Source organism: Enterocloster citroniae (assembly GCF_040545455.1).
Taxonomy (GTDB): Bacteria; Bacillota; Clostridia; order Lachnospirales; family Lachnospiraceae; genus Enterocloster; species Enterocloster citroniae.
Genome location: NZ_JBEPLZ010000048.1, coordinates 1 through 16,391, shown reverse-complemented (window position 1 = coordinate 16,391; position 16,391 = coordinate 1). Strand labels below are relative to the sequence as shown.

14 protein-coding genes are annotated in these 16,391 nt (G+C 52.1%); all 14 read left to right on the top strand.

The annotated features are described in order from the left end of the window. The first annotated feature begins 45 nt into the window (after positions 1 to 45). Positions 46 to 1,527, top strand: a complete 1,482-nt coding sequence (locus tag ABID13_RS27925) for a recombinase family protein (RefSeq protein ID WP_304971977.1) — start codon at positions 46 to 48, stop codon at positions 1,525 to 1,527. Between the two features lie 157 nt (positions 1,528 to 1,684). Beyond that, positions 1,685 to 2,074 carry a hypothetical protein gene (locus ABID13_RS27920; RefSeq protein WP_242849246.1) on the top strand — a complete coding sequence of 130 codons (390 nt, stop codon included), beginning with the start codon at positions 1,685 to 1,687 and terminating at the stop codon, positions 2,072 to 2,074. A 57-nt stretch (positions 2,075 to 2,131) separates the two neighbouring features. Further along, positions 2,132 to 2,605 carry a GyrI-like domain-containing protein gene (locus tag ABID13_RS27915; protein ID WP_007861374.1) on the top strand — a complete coding sequence of 158 codons (474 nt, stop codon included), beginning with the start codon at positions 2,132 to 2,134 and terminating at the stop codon, positions 2,603 to 2,605. A 2-nt stretch (positions 2,606 to 2,607) separates the two neighbouring features. Continuing rightward, the gene (locus ABID13_RS27910; protein WP_007861373.1) at positions 2,608 to 3,072 is read left to right on the top strand and encodes a GNAT family N-acetyltransferase; all 465 of its coding nucleotides are present in this window, start codon (positions 2,608 to 2,610) and stop codon (positions 3,070 to 3,072) included. A 52-nt stretch (positions 3,073 to 3,124) separates the two neighbouring features. Continuing rightward, on the top strand, positions 3,125 to 3,496 hold the full coding sequence (locus ABID13_RS27905; RefSeq protein ID WP_045092900.1) for an ACT domain-containing protein: 372 nt from the start codon (positions 3,125 to 3,127) through the stop codon (positions 3,494 to 3,496). 125 nt (positions 3,497 to 3,621) lie between these two features. Beyond that, complete coding sequence (locus tag ABID13_RS27900) at positions 3,622 to 5,652, top strand: M28 family peptidase (protein WP_048929685.1); 2,031 nt, start codon at positions 3,622 to 3,624, stop codon at positions 5,650 to 5,652. Positions 5,653 to 5,690: 38 nt separating this feature from the next. Further along, complete coding sequence (locus ABID13_RS27895) at positions 5,691 to 6,326, top strand: GNAT family N-acetyltransferase (protein WP_007861370.1); 636 nt, start codon at positions 5,691 to 5,693, stop codon at positions 6,324 to 6,326. Positions 6,327 to 6,464: 138 nt separating this feature from the next. Further along, positions 6,465 to 7,439 (top strand): hypothetical protein, encoded by a 975-nt coding sequence (locus ABID13_RS27890; protein WP_007861369.1) that lies wholly within the window; start codon positions 6,465 to 6,467, stop codon positions 7,437 to 7,439. A 258-nt stretch (positions 7,440 to 7,697) separates the two neighbouring features. Beyond that, complete coding sequence (locus ABID13_RS27885; protein WP_048929686.1) at positions 7,698 to 8,981, top strand: HD domain-containing protein; 1,284 nt, start codon at positions 7,698 to 7,700, stop codon at positions 8,979 to 8,981. Between the two features lie 160 nt (positions 8,982 to 9,141). Continuing rightward, a complete protein-coding gene (leuB, locus tag ABID13_RS27880; protein WP_007861366.1) occupies positions 9,142 to 10,227 on the top strand; it encodes a 3-isopropylmalate dehydrogenase in 1,086 nt (361 codons plus the stop codon). Positions 10,228 to 10,341: 114 nt separating this feature from the next. Then, positions 10,342 to 12,006, top strand: coding sequence for a dihydroxy-acid dehydratase (ilvD, locus tag ABID13_RS27875; RefSeq protein WP_045092755.1), 1,665 nt, complete (start codon positions 10,342 to 10,344; stop codon positions 12,004 to 12,006). A gap of 38 nt (positions 12,007 to 12,044) precedes the next feature. Next, positions 12,045 to 13,727 (top strand): biosynthetic-type acetolactate synthase large subunit, encoded by a 1,683-nt coding sequence (gene ilvB / locus ABID13_RS27870; RefSeq protein WP_007861363.1) that lies wholly within the window; start codon positions 12,045 to 12,047, stop codon positions 13,725 to 13,727. A gap of 215 nt (positions 13,728 to 13,942) precedes the next feature. Further along, positions 13,943 to 15,034 carry a 3-phosphoserine/phosphohydroxythreonine transaminase gene (gene serC, locus ABID13_RS27865; RefSeq protein ID WP_048929687.1) on the top strand — a complete coding sequence of 364 codons (1,092 nt, stop codon included), beginning with the start codon at positions 13,943 to 13,945 and terminating at the stop codon, positions 15,032 to 15,034. Between the two features lie 31 nt (positions 15,035 to 15,065). Next, positions 15,066 to 16,229, top strand: coding sequence for a phosphoglycerate dehydrogenase (locus ABID13_RS27860; protein ID WP_007861358.1), 1,164 nt, complete (start codon positions 15,066 to 15,068; stop codon positions 16,227 to 16,229). The last annotated feature ends 162 nt before the right edge of the window (positions 16,230 to 16,391 follow it).

Sequence of the window (16,391 nt, the reverse complement as noted above, 5' to 3'; positions counted from 1 at the left end):
TCAGTTTTTAGTACAATACCCTGCTTGTCCGTCGCTCGAAAAACCTTGATTTTCCAGTGTTTTCAAAAGTATCGTTATCTAACGTCAGCTTTTGACAGGCCGGATTTTCAGAGAATGATTGATGACATTGAGGACGGGAAAATCAACTGCGTTGTTACGAAGGATTTATCCCGCTTAGGCAGAAACTACATTCTGACCGGCCAATACACGGAAATCTACTTTCCCAGCAAAGGCGTCCGCTATATCGCTGTCAATGACAATGTGGACACCATCAACGGAGAGAATGAGCTTGCCCCATTCCTCAACATTCTGAATGAAATGCACGCCCGCCAGACCAGCAAAAAGGTAAAAGCGGCCATGCGGACACGGTTTGCAAATGGCGCACACTATGGAGCCTATGCCCCGCTGGGCTATGTCAAAGACCCGGATAAGAAAGGTCATCTTTTGGTTGACCCGGAAACAAGGTGGATTATCGAAAAGATTTTTGACCTTGCCGTTCATGGTCGGGGAGCCGCCAGCATTACACGGATTTTGGTCGAAGAAAAAGTACCTACTCCCGGCTGGCTGAATTTCCAGAGATACGGCACTTTCGCAAATATCTATGCCGGAGCGCCGGAGGAAAAAGCCTATGCGTGGACGATAGCGCAGGTAAAAAGTATTCTGAAAGAGGAAACCTATATCGGACACAGCGTCCACAATAAGCAGACCAACATTTCATTCAAAAACAAGAAGAAAGTACGCAAGCCAAAAGAGGAATGGTATCGTGTGGAGAACACCCACGAAGCGATTATTTCCGAAGATGTGTTCCGTCAAGTACAGGAGCAGATTTGCAACAGGCGCAGACGGCAGAAGAACGGCACAACGCAGATATTTTCCGGGCTGGTAAAATGTGCGGACTGCGGTTGGTCGCTGGCCTATGGTGTGAACAGTCAGAACAAAAATCCCTATGCCCACTTCCATTGTAGCAAGTACGGGCAAGGATTGCACCAGTGTTCCATGCACTATATCCGTTATGATGTGCTTTACGCCTATGTCCTTTCCCGTCTGCAATACTGGTCTGTGCTGGCACAGCAGGACGGGGACAAACTTCTGAAACGGCTACTTAACGCCAGCGACAAGGAACGCAATACTGCAAGGAAGCGGCAGACAGCCGAACTGAAAAAGGCGGAAAAACGCAAAGCAGAAGTAGACACCCTGTTTGCAAAAATGTATGAGGACTGGTCTGCCGGACGCATTACAGAATACAATTTCAATATGCTGTCCGAAAAGTATCAGGGCGAACAGCGAGAATTGGACGCAAAAATTGAACGGCTTCACGAAGCGATGGAGGCCGCCGCCCAGACAGCGGTTGACGCTGAAAAGTGGATAGGTCTGATGAAACAGTATGTCAATCCCACAGAATTGACGGCTGAACTTCTGAATACGCTGATTGAAAAAATCCTTATCCATGAAGCGGTCAAAAGTGAGGACGGAAGCCGGGAACAGGAGGTAGAAATCTTCTACCGCTTTATCGGCAAAATCGAATGACACATCTTGAGATACCCAACAATATCTTTAACTAAGGGAAACTGGACTGGGGTGCCCGGATGTATCCCTGTTAAACCAGCTGTCAGGGATTCTGAATGTAAATATTGAACAGATACTGCTGGGCGATTTAGAGCCCAACACAACAGACGGAGGAAATATGAAAAAAGTAAAGTTTTATGTCTGCCCCAGCTGCAATGCTGTGATGACTTCCACAGGCGAGGGGGAAATTTCATGCTGCGGGCGCAAACTGCCGGCGCTGAGTGCAAAGCCTGAGGACGGGCAGCATTTTCTGAAAGTGGAAACAGTGGAAGATGAATCTTACATTACATTTTCCCATGAAATGACAAAGGAGCATTATCTGAATTTTATCTGCCATGTGACATATGACAGAATGCTGTTTGTAAAGCTGTATCCGGAACAGGGCGGCGAGGTGCGCATTCCAAGAATAAGGGGAGGGAAACTCTATTTTGGATGCAGCCGCCATGGGCTGTGGGTGAATGACCGGACACATTCTGGGGCTAGGAATCAGCGGGATAATCAGTTATAATGGATCCATACCCTTGTCCGCTGAGGGTAAGGATTGAGAAATGAGGATAAGGATTGCATGGGAAGATTATCAGTTGATATCATGGAACTGGAGGAGATGACCCTTTATGGTCTGTGGAAAGGGTCAAATGACAAGACGGTTTCCAGTGATATAGATTTTATGTCAAAGGAATATCATGAGGCAGTGGGACGCCGGGACGGAGAAATCCTTCCCTATTTTGTCCTGTCAAGGAATTACGACAAACAGAGCAGGGAGTTTGAATTGCTGGTGGGAAGCACGCTGGAGCATGAAAACCTGGAACGTCTCATCCTGCCCCAGGGGCCTTATGCCCGGATTACCGTAAGCCCCAGATTCGGCAGATGGTGGGGAATGGCCATCGGGGAAGCTAAGCGGTATTTTTATACCAAATGGCTGCCGGGAAGTCCTTATGAAGCATTGAACCTGGAGTACGAATACCACACCCAAAAGAGTAAGGACAGCCATCCCTCCATTGATATTATGTTTGCAGTGAGAAAAAAGGAGAAGGAGTAAGGATGGGACTGTTGTATCAAAGGGCTGGCAAAGAGGACCTGGATCTGCTGGCAGATACCAGGATCCAGGTGTTAAGGGCGGCCAACCGGCTGGATGATGATGTGGATATGTCCTGGGTGCGCAGGGAATCTTATGAATACTACGCAAAGTCCCTTGGGGATAGGACCCATTGCGCCTATCTGGTATTTGACAAAGACCGGTTTGTGGGGGCGGGAGGCGTGAGCTTTTACCGGGTCATGCCCACGTATCATAATCCTACTGGGTGGAAGGCTTATATCATGAACATGTACACCCATCCGGAATACCGCAGAAAGGGAATCGCGCTCCATATGCTGGATCTTTTAGTGAAAGAGGCAAGGCAGGCTGGGATTGGGTTCATTTCCCTGGAAGCAACGGAGATGGGCAGGCCCCTGTATGAGAAATATGGATTTGTAAAAATGAATGACGAGATGGCACTTCCTTTTTAAAAGACTGGAATCAGTGGGAATAGGAAATGTCTGCGAAAGGAGCAGCAGTATGTTGGAGCTTAAGGTGATCCGGGAAGATTTTTCCGTGTGCAGGCTCGGTGACCTTACACAGGTGGATCTGACGGAGGAGTATTATTTTATCGGCAAAACAGATGAGGAACTGTCCCTTGTGTGCAGGACCTGCCGCGTGCCGGGCAATGCCGTTTCCAGAGAGGACGGCTGGAAGGCGTTCAGGATCCAGGGCGTGCTGGATTTTTCATTGATCGGGATCCTGGCAAAGATATCCTCCATTCTGGCGGAGGAGAAGATCGGCATCTTTGTGGTGTCCACCTATAATACGGATTATGTCCTGACCAGGGAGGCTGATTTTGACAGGGCGCTCAAGGCTCTTGGCGCCAGGGGATATGTGATAAAAGACTCATAAAAAGAAGATGACAAAACACTTGACCAATCCTGTTTGCAGGCGTAAACTAAAACAGGAATTGGATTTGGAGGGGCGCAGAAAATAGCACATATTTTCTGCGCCCTTCAGGTATCGAGGTGATGATCATGAACAAGCTGGAGGAATGGGAACAGGCGTTAAAACAGGCTGTGGATACGGGGTATTCCTATGGATTGGCCAGAAGGATGGAAGAATACAAGACCAACCCCGTGCTGGGGTACCGCACGGCGGGTTCCGGTGCGGAGCGGGAGACGGGGGAAATGCTGTACAGGGAGATGGAAGCCCTGGGGCTCTCCGGTGTCTGCAGGGATAAGATCCAGGTGGACAGCTGGGAATTTGAACGTGCTGTGATGCGCTTTACGGACAGGAACGGCCGGGAGCACCGATTTCAGCTGGGGGCTTACCAGACCCAGTTTTGCACCGAGGGATTTCAGGAATTTACCATCATTTATCTGGAAAAGGGAACGGCCCGGTCCTATGAAGGCGTGGATGTAAAAGGTAAGCTGGTGCTGATCGACATTAACCAGAGGGAGGAGTGGTGGATCAATTTTCCCGTGTATCAGGCTTACCTGAAGGGGGCCGCGGCCCTGATCGCGGTTCAGGAGCAGGGATATGGGGAGATACATGATACGGCCCTGAATGCCCAGGATATTGCCGGACCCAGGGAGGCTGCCGCATTTTCCATATCCCGGGCTGATGCCGATATCATAAAAGGATCCATGGAGGACCGGGAGGCAAAGGTGCTCTTTGATGCCAGATCAACGGTAAAGCTGGACCAGGAGGATTATAATATCCTGGGATGCATACCCGGGACAGAGCCGGACGAAAAGATACTGCTCACCGCCCACTATGATTCCTATTTCAGCGGATTTCAGGATGACAATGCGGCGGTGGCCATGATGCTGGGAATTGCCCGGAGCTTGAAGCAGATTGGGTACAAGCCCAGGAAGACCCTGGTATTCTGCGCCATGGCAGCGGAGGAGTGGGGCGTGTCAAACTCCAAGTACGACTGGTCCACGGGCGCCTATGAGCAGGTGTTTACCGCCCGCCCCCAGTGGCAGGGGCAGGTGACGGCCAACCTGAATTTTGAGCTGCCGGCCCATGCCCACGGAGCAAAGGACGGGGTGCGCTGCACCTATGAATACGGGGATTTCATGGAAAATTTTCTTCAAGGGATAGAGGTGGACCGGAGCGCCTACCCGGAAGGAGTGGAAGTCCTTTGTCCCATCCAGACATGGTCCGATGATTTTTCCATGGCAATTGGGGGGATCCCCTCCATGGTCAATGACTTCAGCGCAGGGGAATTTATGGAGACCCATTACCATTCACAGTATGATAATGAGAATTTTTACCAGGAACCCGTGTACCGGTTTCACCATGAACTTTACGGCAGCCTGGTGCTGGCCCTGGATATGACCGCGGTGGTGCCCCTTGACTTTAAACGGCTGTTTTGGGCAGTTAGGGACAGCGTGGACCAAACCATATGCGCCAGGACAGGCACGGATGCGGGGCCCCTCCTTGAGGCGCTGAAGCAGGGGGCCGGGGTGGCTGGAGAGCTGTACCGAAAGATCATGGAGCTGAATGAGCAGGAGTGGCCTGTAGGTGCATGGAGGGAGCTGAACAAACGCCTGCTTGATGCGTTTCGCAGGGAACAGGACTGTTTTGTGCGTCTGAGCTGGCATGATGATGTGCTGTTTCCCCAGCAGTCCGTGGAAAACAACCTGAAATCCGTATACCGGGCCCTGGAGTGCCTGGATCACGGAAATGTGAGGGGAGCCCTGGAGGCTGTATATGACATTGACAACAACCGCTATGCATTCCTGTTTGATGAGGAGGTATTCCGGTATTTTACCGAATATGTGCTGGACCAGCCCCCTGACCGGCTGAAATGGGGAACGGGCAGGATCGTCCATCACGAGAACCTGTTTGAACTGGTCCGGGGGTTAAAGGAGAAGCTTGGAGCCCCGGAGGCTGATGTGGAGCGGGAGCGCGCTGTGCTGGAACAGGTCCTGGACAATCAGGTGCTGTGCTATAAGGATGATATCAAATACATGACCTTGTCTGCGGGCAGGCTGACACAGATGCTGGGATCATGTGCGGAAATGATCCGGGATATTAATAAGAGGAAACGCATTTAGAGGAAATAAATTCAGAGGAAAAGAGGTTTGAATGCATTATGGAAAGCCAGAGGCTATACCGGGTTAGAAAAGAGGATCTTCCAAAATTGGAGGAGCTGCTGACGCAGTGCTTTTCCAATGACCCTTTGTACTGTAAGCTGATACCGGATCAGGAGACCAGGGAACGGCTGATGCCGGAACTGTTTGAATGCGACCTGACTGAGTTTTTTGAGACATGTGAGATCTATTCCGACAGCCCTGAGATGAATGCGCTGGTGGTGGTATCAGATGAGTCGGAGCCATACAATCCCCTTACATACTATCTGGCCGAGGCCTGGGCCTCCCTGAAGACGGATGAATACCTGATCAGGGAAGATCCAAGCCTTAAGACCCTTTGGAATTTTGTGCTGGGAAAGGATTACCTGAATTCCAGGTGGACCGCGCAGCTGCACCAGGAAAACCGTCTCCATATCATTTACCTGGCCGTAAGGCCCACCATGCAGCACCATGGTCTGGCGGCCATGCTCATGGACGAGATGATCCGTTATGCCGACAGCCATAAGCTGATGATCTCCCTGGAAACCCATAATCCGCACAATGTGCCTCTGTATGAGCATTTTGGGTTCAAGGTGTTTGGCGTGGTGCAGAAGCATTTTTCCCTAAAGCAGTACTGCCTTATCCGGGAAGTCCGGTGAGCCGCGGCAGGCATCAGGGGAATCTTAAGGAAATCTATATTGACATGACATGAAAATGCAGATAAAGTAAGGATATGACAGGGTACGGTGGACTCTAGGAGTCCCCGAGAGTACACTACAGAAAGAAGGAGGTATATAATGCGTATTATAAAGAAAAAAGTGGTGCCGGCACTGCTGGCAGGAGTTCTTGCCGCGGCCATGGTCATACCGTCATATGCTGCCAGCCGTAAGCCCATTAAATCCATCACACTGAGTATAAAGGCCAACATTGTGCCGGGCACGGGATTTGGTGAGGAAGAGATAGAGATCGAGACCAGCAACAGCAGGTTTTCCGTGGATGGTTATGACATACTGAACGATGACTTTGAATGGCGGGATGACTCGGTGCCCAAGATCAGGATCACTCTGACAGCGGATGATGATTACTATTTCCAGTCCCTTCCCAAGGATAAGGTCACATTGAAGGGAGGAGCCCAGTTCCTGAAGGCCAGCAGGGAAGATTCCAGTTCCACCCTTTTGATGGACGTAGAGCTTCCCTCCCTCTCCACCTCCATCCGTGACGTGGAGAACCTGAAGCTTTCCGACAATGGTATCGCCACATGGGATCCCATCAGCGCGGCCGGAAGCTATGAGGTAAGAGTTTACAGGGACGACAAGGCAGTGGGATCCGCCATTGTTGTGAACACCAACACCAGCAACTGCCGCGACCGCATGACAAAGGGGGATACCTCCTATACGGTGAAGGTCCGTGCGGTCAGCCGGTTTGACGGTGGGGAGAAGGGAAACTGGGTGGACTCCGCAAGCGTCTACATCAGCAGCGATCAGGCGGCTGAGTTCAGGGATAACCCTACGGGCGGAAGCGGTGCGTGGGTACAGTCCGCGGAGAACGGAAGATGGTGGTATGACAACGGCGATGGGACCTATCCGGCAAACAGCTGGAAGCAGATTGGGGATAAGTGGTATTTCTTTGACGCCCAGGGGTATATGCAGACCGGATGGATCCAGTGGGAAGGCAAGGAGTATTACTGCTCTGAGAACGGCGACATGCTGACCAACTGTATGACGGCGGACAATTACTGGGTCGGTGAGGACGGAGCAAAGATTGCCCAGTAGTGTGAAGTTAATGATAAAAACTGACCAGTGGCGTCAGGCGCTAAAATAAAGACTGCCCTGTGATGTCAGGGCTCAGAAAATGCTGTACAGGCGGATGAAACTGCCTGGTACGGCATTTTTTAATCCATGTTTTGCGGTCCGGACCCATTTCCGGTTGATTAAAAAGGAATTTTATGTCAGAATACAGGAAGGCGGCCGAACCGCAGTGGTTAAAGGCCGGGCTGGGATGTTATCGCAGCCGGAAAATGGAGAACGTTTATGTATGATTATATGCTTCCAATGAGCAACAGGGGGATCATAAGTGTGGCAAAGAGGGCCTTTGATCTGGTGGATGCCAGACTGATGGGCCACGGACAACGGGTGGCGTCCATCATGTACCAGCTGATGAAAGCGGACGGCGGCTATGACGGAAGGAAGATGAGGGACATGCTGACCCTGGCCGTGCTCCATGACATCGGGGCTTACAAGACAGAGGAGATAGACAAAATGGTGGAATTCGAGACAGAGAATGTCTGGAACCATTCCATTTACGGCTATCTGTTCTTTTATTATTTCTCATTGCTGAAGGAACTGTCCGGAATCGTGCTCTACCATCACACCCCCTGGAATGTCCTGAGGCGGATGGACCATGTGCCGGACCATATTAAAAAGGCATCCCAGCTTCTCCACCTGGCGGACAGGATCGATATTTATTTTGAACATTCAGCCGGGGATGTGGATTGGCTGAAACAGTACCTTGGGACCCAGAGGGACCAAAACTTCTGCGGGGAGGTGCTCGACCTGTTTGAGGGCATGGATTTTGTGGCGCCCGGCAGCAGTTCACTCTTTTTGGAACATGAATACATTCAGATCATGGAGGAGGTTCCCTTTTCCTCCAGAGAAAAGCAGTCCATTCTCCGGATGCTGGTCTATGCCATTGATTTCAGAAGCACCCACACCGTAACCCACACCATCACCACCACCATCATCAGTTCGGAGCTGGCCCTGCGCCTTTGCGAACGGGCGGATACCATCAATGACGTGATCTTTGGGGCTATGCTCCACGATCTGGGGAAGATAGGGATCCCGGTGGAAATATTGGAGTTTCCCGGGCGTTTAAGCCCACAGGCCATGAATGTGATGCGCGGTCATGTGAAAATGACAGAGTATATCCTTCAGGACTGCGTCTCTGACGCGGTGAGGGATATTGCCCTGCGCCACCATGAAAAGCTGGACGGCTCCGGGTACCCCTTGGGGCTTAAGGAGGGGCAGTTAAACCTGCCCCAGAGAATCGTGGCGGTGGCGGACATTGTAAGCGCCCTCACAGGCACCAGAAGCTACAAGGACGCGTACCCCAAGGAAAAAACCAGCGCCATTGTTTCTGAAATGGCTGAAAAGGGGCTGGTTGACCCGGGGGTGGCTGCCGTGATGGCGGAGAATTATGATGCCATTATGGATTCAGTGCGCAACAGGACAAGGCCGATCCTGGAAAAATACCAGGAAATGCAGGAACAGTATAAGAAATTATCCCATGAAATGAGGGAGTATATGAAAGCCCTATAACTTTTGATTATGTCAATAATTCCAAACTTGTATATTTGCCAAGGTGGAAAATAATCCTGAAAGGTTGAAATACGGCTTTAAATGATATATGATGGAAGGAAATTATATTATTACGGATAGCTATAACTACAAAGAATAGAAGACAGGGGAGATATGTATCATGAATTATAATGTCACTGTGATTCCAGGGGATGGGATCGGACCGGAGATCGTAAGAGAAGCTAAAAAGGTAATGGATCAGGTGGGCATGGTTTACGGACACACCTTTGACTATACGGAGATCCTTATGGGAGGATGCTCCATTGACGCCCACGGCGTTCCGCTGACAGATGAGGCGCTGGAGACAGCCAGGAACAGCGATGCGGTCCTGCTGGGAGCAGTAGGCGGGGATGTGGGCAACTCCAGATGGTATGACGTGGCTCCGAACCTCAGGCCCGAGGCAGGACTTCTGGCGATCCGCAAGGGACTGGGCCTGTTTGCCAATATCCGCCCGGCTTATCTTTATAAGGAACTGGCAGGCGCCTGCCCTCTGAAAAAGGAGATCATCGGGGACGGCTTTGATATGGTCATCATGAGGGAACTCACAGGCGGCCTTTATTTCGGAGACAGGTGGACCAAAGAGGTGGACGGCTGTATGACAGCCACAGACACCCTTACATACAATGAAAAGGAGATCCGGCGTATCGCGGTCAAGGCCTTTGATATTGCCATGAAGCGGAGAAAAAAAGTGACCAGCGTGGATAAGGCCAATGTGCTGGATTCCTCCAGGTTATGGCGCAAGGTGGTGGAGGAAGTGGCAGAGGATTATCCTGAGGTACAGCTCTCCCATATGCTGGTTGACAACTGTGCCATGCAGCTGGTCATGAACCCGGGCCAGTTTGACGTGATCCTTACGGAGAACATGTTTGGGGACATCCTTTCCGATGAAGCCAGCATGATCACCGGTTCCATCGGAATGCTGTCCAGCGCCAGCATGAATGAAAGCAAGTTCGGCCTTTATGAGCCGAGCCACGGTTCTGCCCCGGACATTGCGGGCAAGGATATTGCCAATCCCCTTGCCACCATTTTGTCCGCTGCCATGCTTCTGCGCTATTCCTTTGACCTGGACCATGAGGCGGATGCCATAGAGTCAGCAGTACAGTCCGTGCTCACAGAGGGCTACAGGACAGGGGATATCATGTCGGAGGGATGCAGCCAGGTGGGAACCGCTGCCATGGGGGACCTGATCGCGGCAAGAATCAGATAGGCGGATCGCATCAGCAGACCCGATAGGCGGATCGCATCAGCGGGCCGAAACAGCGGAAATTGACGGTTTCAAACCTTAGATAGGTAAATTCAGATAAGTGAAAGGGGATACAACATGAAAAGTGATGCAGTTAAGACAGGAATGCAGCAGGCGCCCCACAGGTCCCTGTTTAATGCCCTTGGTATGACGGAAGAAGAGATGAAAAAGCCCATGGTGGGTATTGTCAGCTCTTATAATGAGATCGTTCCGGGCCATATGAACCTGGATAAGATCGTGGAGGCGGTAAAACTGGGAGTGGCCATGGCGGGCGGTACTCCGGTGGTATTTCCGGCCATTGCCGTGTGCGATGGCATTGCCATGGGGCATATCGGCATGAAGTATTCCCTGGTGACCAGGGACCTGATCGCGGACTCCACGGAGTGCATGGCCCTGGCCCATCAGTTTGACGCCCTGGTTATGGTGCCCAACTGTGACAAGAATGTTCCGGGACTTCTCATGGCCGCTGCCAGGATCAATGTGCCCACCGTGTTTGTCAGCGGCGGACCCATGCTGGCCGGACATGTGAAGGGCCATAAGACCAGCCTTTCCAGTATGTTTGAGGCGGTTGGCTCCTATGCGGCCGGCACCATGTCCGAGGAGGATGTAAAGGAGTACGAGAACAAGGCATGTCCTACCTGCGGTTCCTGCTCCGGCATGTACACTGCCAACAGCATGAACTGCCTGACTGAGGTCCTGGGAATGGGCCTTAAGGGAAACGGCACCATTCCGGCCGTGTATTCTGAGCGCATCAAGCTGGCCAAGCATGCAGGCATGCAGGTCATGGAAATGTACAGGCAGAATATACGACCCAGGGATATCATGACCAAGGACGCGTTTATGAACGCGCTGACCATGGATATGGCCCTGGGCTGCTCCACCAACAGCATGCTCCACCTTCCGGCCGTTGCCCACGAGGCAGGCGTGGAGCTGAACGTGGATATTGCCAATGAGATCAGCGCAAGGACACCGAACCTGTGCCATCTGGCGCCGGCCGGACCTACTTATATCGAAGACCTGAACGAAGCGGGAGGAATCTACGCTGTCATGAACGAGATCAGCAAAAAGGGTCTTCTGAACCTGGACTGCATGACCGTGACGGGCAAGACCGTGGGAGAGAACATCAAGGACTGCGAGAACAGGAATCCCGATGTTATCCGCCCTGTGGAACATCCGTACAGCGAGACGGGCGGCATTGCCATCTTAAAGGGAAATCTGGCTCCTAATTCCGCTGTGGTCAAGCGCTCCGCCGTGGCTCCTGAGATGCTGAAGCACGAAGGGCCTGCAAGGGTATTTGACTGCGAGGAGGATGCCATTGATGCCATTAAGGGCGGCAGGATCGTGGCAGGGGATGTGGTTGTGATCCGCTATGAAGGACCAAAGGGAGGACCGGGCATGAGAGAGATGCTCAATCCCACCTCGGCTATCGCCGGTATGGGACTGGGTTCAAGCGTTGCACTGATCACGGACGGACGTTTTTCCGGCGCATCCAGGGGCGCATCCATTGGCCATGCGGCACCGGAGGCAGCTGTGGGCGGCCCCATTGCGCTTGTGGAAGAAGGGGACATTATTTCCATTGACATTGACAATCACCAGCTGAATGTGCTGGTTGACCCGGAGGAGATGGCTGCAAGAAAGGCAAAATGGCAGCCAAGGACCCCGCAGGTTACCACAGGATACCTGGCAAGGTACGCTTCCCTTGTGACATCCGCTGACAAAGGGGCTGTTCTGCAGGTGAAGTAGAGGCCGGTATATATTAAGAGAAAAGGAGTGCGGTAAATATGAGCAAATTGACGGGGGCAGAGATTGTAGTTGAGTGTTTAAAGGAACAGGGAGTGGACACCGTGTTTGGATTTCCCGGTGGCGCGATCCTGAATATATATGACGCATTGTACCAGCATCAGGATGAAATTACCCATATCCTTACATCCCATGAGCAGGGCGCATCCCATGCGGCAGACGGCTACGCAAGGGCCACCGGCAAGGTGGGGGTCTGCATGGCCACCTCAGGCCCTGGCGCCACCAACCTGGTAACAGGCATTGCCACGGCATACATGGATTCGGTTCCCATGGTGGCGATTACCTGTAATGTGACCAACAGCCTTCTGGGCAAGGACAGCTTCCAGGAGATCGATATCACCGGTGTTACCATGCCCATTACCAAATATAATTTTATTGTAAAAGACGTTAAAAGACTGGCCACAGTGATCCGCAGGGCATTCACCATTGCCCAGACAGGACGCCCGGGTCCGGTGCTGGTGGATATCACAAAGGATGTGACCGCTGCCGCCTGCGAGTATGAGAAGGAGGTTCCCGAAGAGATTGTGCGCCAGAGCGATACCATCCGAGAGGAGGACATGGAGCGGGCCGTGGAGATGATCCGCAAGTCCAGAAAGCCCTTTATCTTTGTGGGCGGCGGCGCGGTGCTGTCCAATGCGTCAGATGAGCTGAGAGCATTTGCACACAAGATCCAGGCCCCGGTGGCGGACAGTCTCATGGGCAAGGGGGCGTTTGACGGGTGTGATGAACTGTATACAGGCATGGTGGGCATGCATGGAACAAAGACTTCTAATTTCGGCATAACAGAGGCCGACCTGCTGATCGTGGTGGGCGCCAGGTTCAGCGACAGGGTGACAGGCAATGCGTCCAAGTTTGCAAGGAATGCCAAGATCCTTCAGCTGGATATCGACCCGGCTGAGATCAATAAGAATATTAAGGTGGATGCCAGCGTCATCGGCGATGTGAAGGTGATCCTGCGCAAGCTGAACGCCAGGCTGGATCCCATTAACCATGACGAGTGGATCGCCCATATTGAACGCATGAAGGATATGTACCCCCTGCGCTATGACAAGAACACGCTCACCGGTCCCTTTATTGTGCAGACCATCAACGAGGTGACCCAGGGAGATGCCGTGATCGTCACCGAGGTGGGACAGCACCAGATGTGGGCGGCCCAGTATTACAACCACCGCCAGCCAAGGACCTTTCTCACCTCCGGCGGCCTGGGGACCATGGGATATGGCCTGGGCGCCGCCATCGGAGCCAAGATGGGGTGCAGGGACAAGACGGTCATCAACATTGCGGGTGACGGCTGTTTCCGCATGAATATGAACGAGATCGCAACAGCCACCCGGTACAACATTCCGGTGGTGGAAGTGATCGTAAACAACCATGTGCTGGGCATGGTCCGCCAGTGGCAGACCCTGTTCTACGGCAAGCGCTACTCCCAGACCATTCTTAATGACGGGGTGGATTTCATAAAGGTTGCCGAGGCAATGGGAGCAAAGGCGTACAGGGTGACCCAGAAGGAAGAACTGGAGCCCACCCTCAGGGAGGCCATTTCCCTGAATGTCCCTGTTGTCATTGACTGTCAGATCAGCTGCGATGAGAAGGTGTTCCCCATGGTATCGCCGGGTGCGCCCATTGCGGATGCTTTTGACGATACGGACTTGAAAATTAATTAAAAAGAGTGTATAGTAGTCATTAATACTTCGGAAACGTTATCAGATTACCTTGGTAAAGTGCATGGGTAGAGGACAGAGGTACAATGATGTATACGGTCAGACGGCTTCCTTCTGTGAGGATCCTTAAAAAGGGTCTGCATAGGTGGAAGTCATCTGTGTATATATATTAAAGAGGAAATGTGCAGTAGCCACAACCATTTAAGGAGGAGAACAAGATGAGCAGAGTTTACAATTTCTCAGCAGGACCGGCTGTATTGCCGGAGGACGTCCTGAAGGAAGCCGCAGCAGAGATGCTGGATTACAGGGGGACAGGAATGTCAGTGATGGAGATGAGCCATCGATCTAAGGCCTATGACGCCATCATTAAAGATGCTGAATCAGACCTGCGGGATCTTTTACATATTCCGGACAATTACAAAGTGCTGTTCCTTCAGGGGGGCGCATCCCAGCAGTTTGCCATGGTGCCCATGAACCTGATGAAGAACAAGGTGGCGGATTACATTGTGACCGGACAGTGGGCCAAGAAGGCATACCAGGAGGGCGGCATATACGGCAGGGCCAACGCCATTGCCTCCAGCGCTGACAAGACCTTCAGCTACATTCCGGACTGTTCCGACCTGGACGTATCAGAGGATGCTGATTATGTTTACATCTGTGAGAACAACACCATTTACGGGACCAAGTTCTGGACCCTGCCCAATACCAAGGGGAAGATCCTGGTGGCGGACCAGTCCTCCTGCTTCCTGTCCGAGCCCGTGGATGTGACAAAGTACGGCCTTATTTTTGCCGGCGCCCAGAAGAATGTGGGACCTGCAGGAACCGTGATCGTGATCGTAAGGGAGGACCTGGTGTCTGAGGACGTGCTTGAGGGAACCCCTACCATGCTCCGCTACAAGACCCATGTGGACGCTGAGTCCCTGTACAATACACCGCCCACCTACGGCATCTATATGTGCGGCAAGGTGTTTAAATGGCTGAAGGCCAAGGGCGGTCTGGAAGCCATGAAGGAATACAATGAGAAAAAGGCTGAGATCCTGTATGATTTCCTGGACCAGAGCAGGATGTTTAAGGGGACCGTGGAAAAGAAGGACCGCTCCCTTATGAATGTGCCCTTTGTCACGGGGAATGACGGACTGGACGCCCTGTTTGTAAAGGAATCCAAGGCTGCCGGCTTTGAGAACCTGAAGGGACACAGGACCGTGGGCGGAATGCGGGCCAGCATCTATAATGCAATGCCCATGGAAGGCGTTGAGAAGCTGGTTGCATTTATGGCTGATTTTGAGGAAAAGCACAGCGACATGCTCTAAAGCAGCGCTGATGTAGAGGAGAATGATAATTATGAAAAAGATTCATTGCTTAAATCCAATTGCCAAATGTGGCACTGATCTGTTCCCTGCTGATTATGAGCTGACCAAGGATGCGGCTGAGGCTGACGGCATCCTGGTGCGCAGCGCTTCCATGCACGATATGGATTTTCCGGAATGTCTTCTGGCCGTGGGCCGTGCCGGCGCGGGAGTGAACAACATTCCCCTGGATGCATGCGCAGAGGCGGGCATTGTTGTATTTAACACCCCGGGTGCCAACGCCAACGGCGTGAAGGAGCTGGTGATCGCAGGTATGCTGGTGGCTTCAAGGGATATTGTGGGCGGCATTGAGTGGTGCAAGGCCAATGCCGAGGATGACAATATTACAAAGGATACGGAGAAGAGCAAAAAGGCTTTTGCCGGATGCGAGATCAAGGGCAAGAAGCTGGGCGTTGTGGGCCTGGGCGCCATTGGTGCGGAGGTTGCCAATGCAGCCACCCATCTGGGGATGGAGGTCTATGGATATGACCCCTATATTTCCGTGAACGCCGCGTGGAGATTGTCCAGGAATGTAAAGCATATTACCAATGTGGATACCATTTTCCAGGAATGTGATTACATAACCATCCATGTGCCCCTGCTGGATTCCACCAAGGGCATGATCAACAGGGAAAAGCTGGCCATGATGAAGGACGGGGTTGTGATCCTTAACTTCTCCAGGGATACCCTGGTAAATGATGACGATATGGCTGCTGCCCTGGAGGAGGGAAAGGTCCGCTACTATGTAAGCGACTTCCCGAACCCCAAGGTGGCCAATATGAAGAATGTCATCCTGATGCCCCATTTGGGCGCTTCCACCCAGGAGTCTGAGGATAACTGTGCGGTGATGGCCGTAAAGGAGATGACCGATTACCTGGAGAACGGAAATATCAAGAATTCCGTGAACTATCCTTCCTGTGACATGGGAATCTGCCAGACAGAGAGCCGGGTGGCTGTCCTGCATATGAATATCCCCAATATGATCGGACAGGTAACAGGTACACTGGCAGGCCAGGGCGTGAATATCTCTGATATGACCAACAAGAGCCGGGATAAGTACGCATACACGCTGCTGGATCTGGAGCACAAGGCCGAGGAGGCCACCATTGAAAAGCTGAGAGCCATCAAGGGTGTCCTGAGGGTGCGCGTGGTCAAATAATGGATCTACCCACTGAGGGTAATGTGATTAGGGCCTTCATGGCTGGGCAACCTGCTGTGGGGCCTTAATTGTGTCACAGTAAAAATAAACCACCTGCTCTGCAGGTGGAGGGAATATCTTCAGATAAAAGCAACTCCTGTGCTAAACTAGATGTAGGTCTGC

What these genes read in the sequence shown, in the direction of transcription:
- ABID13_RS27910 (WP_007861373.1), top strand. Translation starts at nt 2,608, where the DNA reads ATGGGACTGTTGTATCAAAGGGCTGGCAAAGAGGACCTGGATCTGCTG.
- ABID13_RS27885 (WP_048929686.1), top strand. Translation starts at nt 7,698, where the DNA reads ATGTATGATTATATGCTTCCAATGAGCAACAGGGGGATCATAAGTGTG.
- ABID13_RS27920 (WP_242849246.1), top strand. Translation starts at nt 1,685, where the DNA reads ATGAAAAAAGTAAAGTTTTATGTCTGCCCCAGCTGCAATGCTGTGATG.
- ABID13_RS27860 (WP_007861358.1), top strand. Translation starts at nt 15,066, where the DNA reads ATGAAAAAGATTCATTGCTTAAATCCAATTGCCAAATGTGGCACTGAT.
- ABID13_RS27915 (WP_007861374.1), top strand. Translation starts at nt 2,132, where the DNA reads ATGGGAAGATTATCAGTTGATATCATGGAACTGGAGGAGATGACCCTT.
- ABID13_RS27890 (WP_007861369.1), top strand. Translation starts at nt 6,465, where the DNA reads ATGCGTATTATAAAGAAAAAAGTGGTGCCGGCACTGCTGGCAGGAGTT.
- serC (WP_048929687.1), top strand. Translation starts at nt 13,943, where the DNA reads ATGAGCAGAGTTTACAATTTCTCAGCAGGACCGGCTGTATTGCCGGAG.
- ilvD (WP_045092755.1), top strand. Translation starts at nt 10,342, where the DNA reads ATGAAAAGTGATGCAGTTAAGACAGGAATGCAGCAGGCGCCCCACAGG.
- ilvB (WP_007861363.1), top strand. Translation starts at nt 12,045, where the DNA reads ATGAGCAAATTGACGGGGGCAGAGATTGTAGTTGAGTGTTTAAAGGAA.
- leuB (WP_007861366.1), top strand. Translation starts at nt 9,142, where the DNA reads ATGAATTATAATGTCACTGTGATTCCAGGGGATGGGATCGGACCGGAG.
- ABID13_RS27895 (WP_007861370.1), top strand. Translation starts at nt 5,691, where the DNA reads ATGGAAAGCCAGAGGCTATACCGGGTTAGAAAAGAGGATCTTCCAAAA.
- ABID13_RS27900 (WP_048929685.1), top strand. Translation starts at nt 3,622, where the DNA reads ATGAACAAGCTGGAGGAATGGGAACAGGCGTTAAAACAGGCTGTGGAT.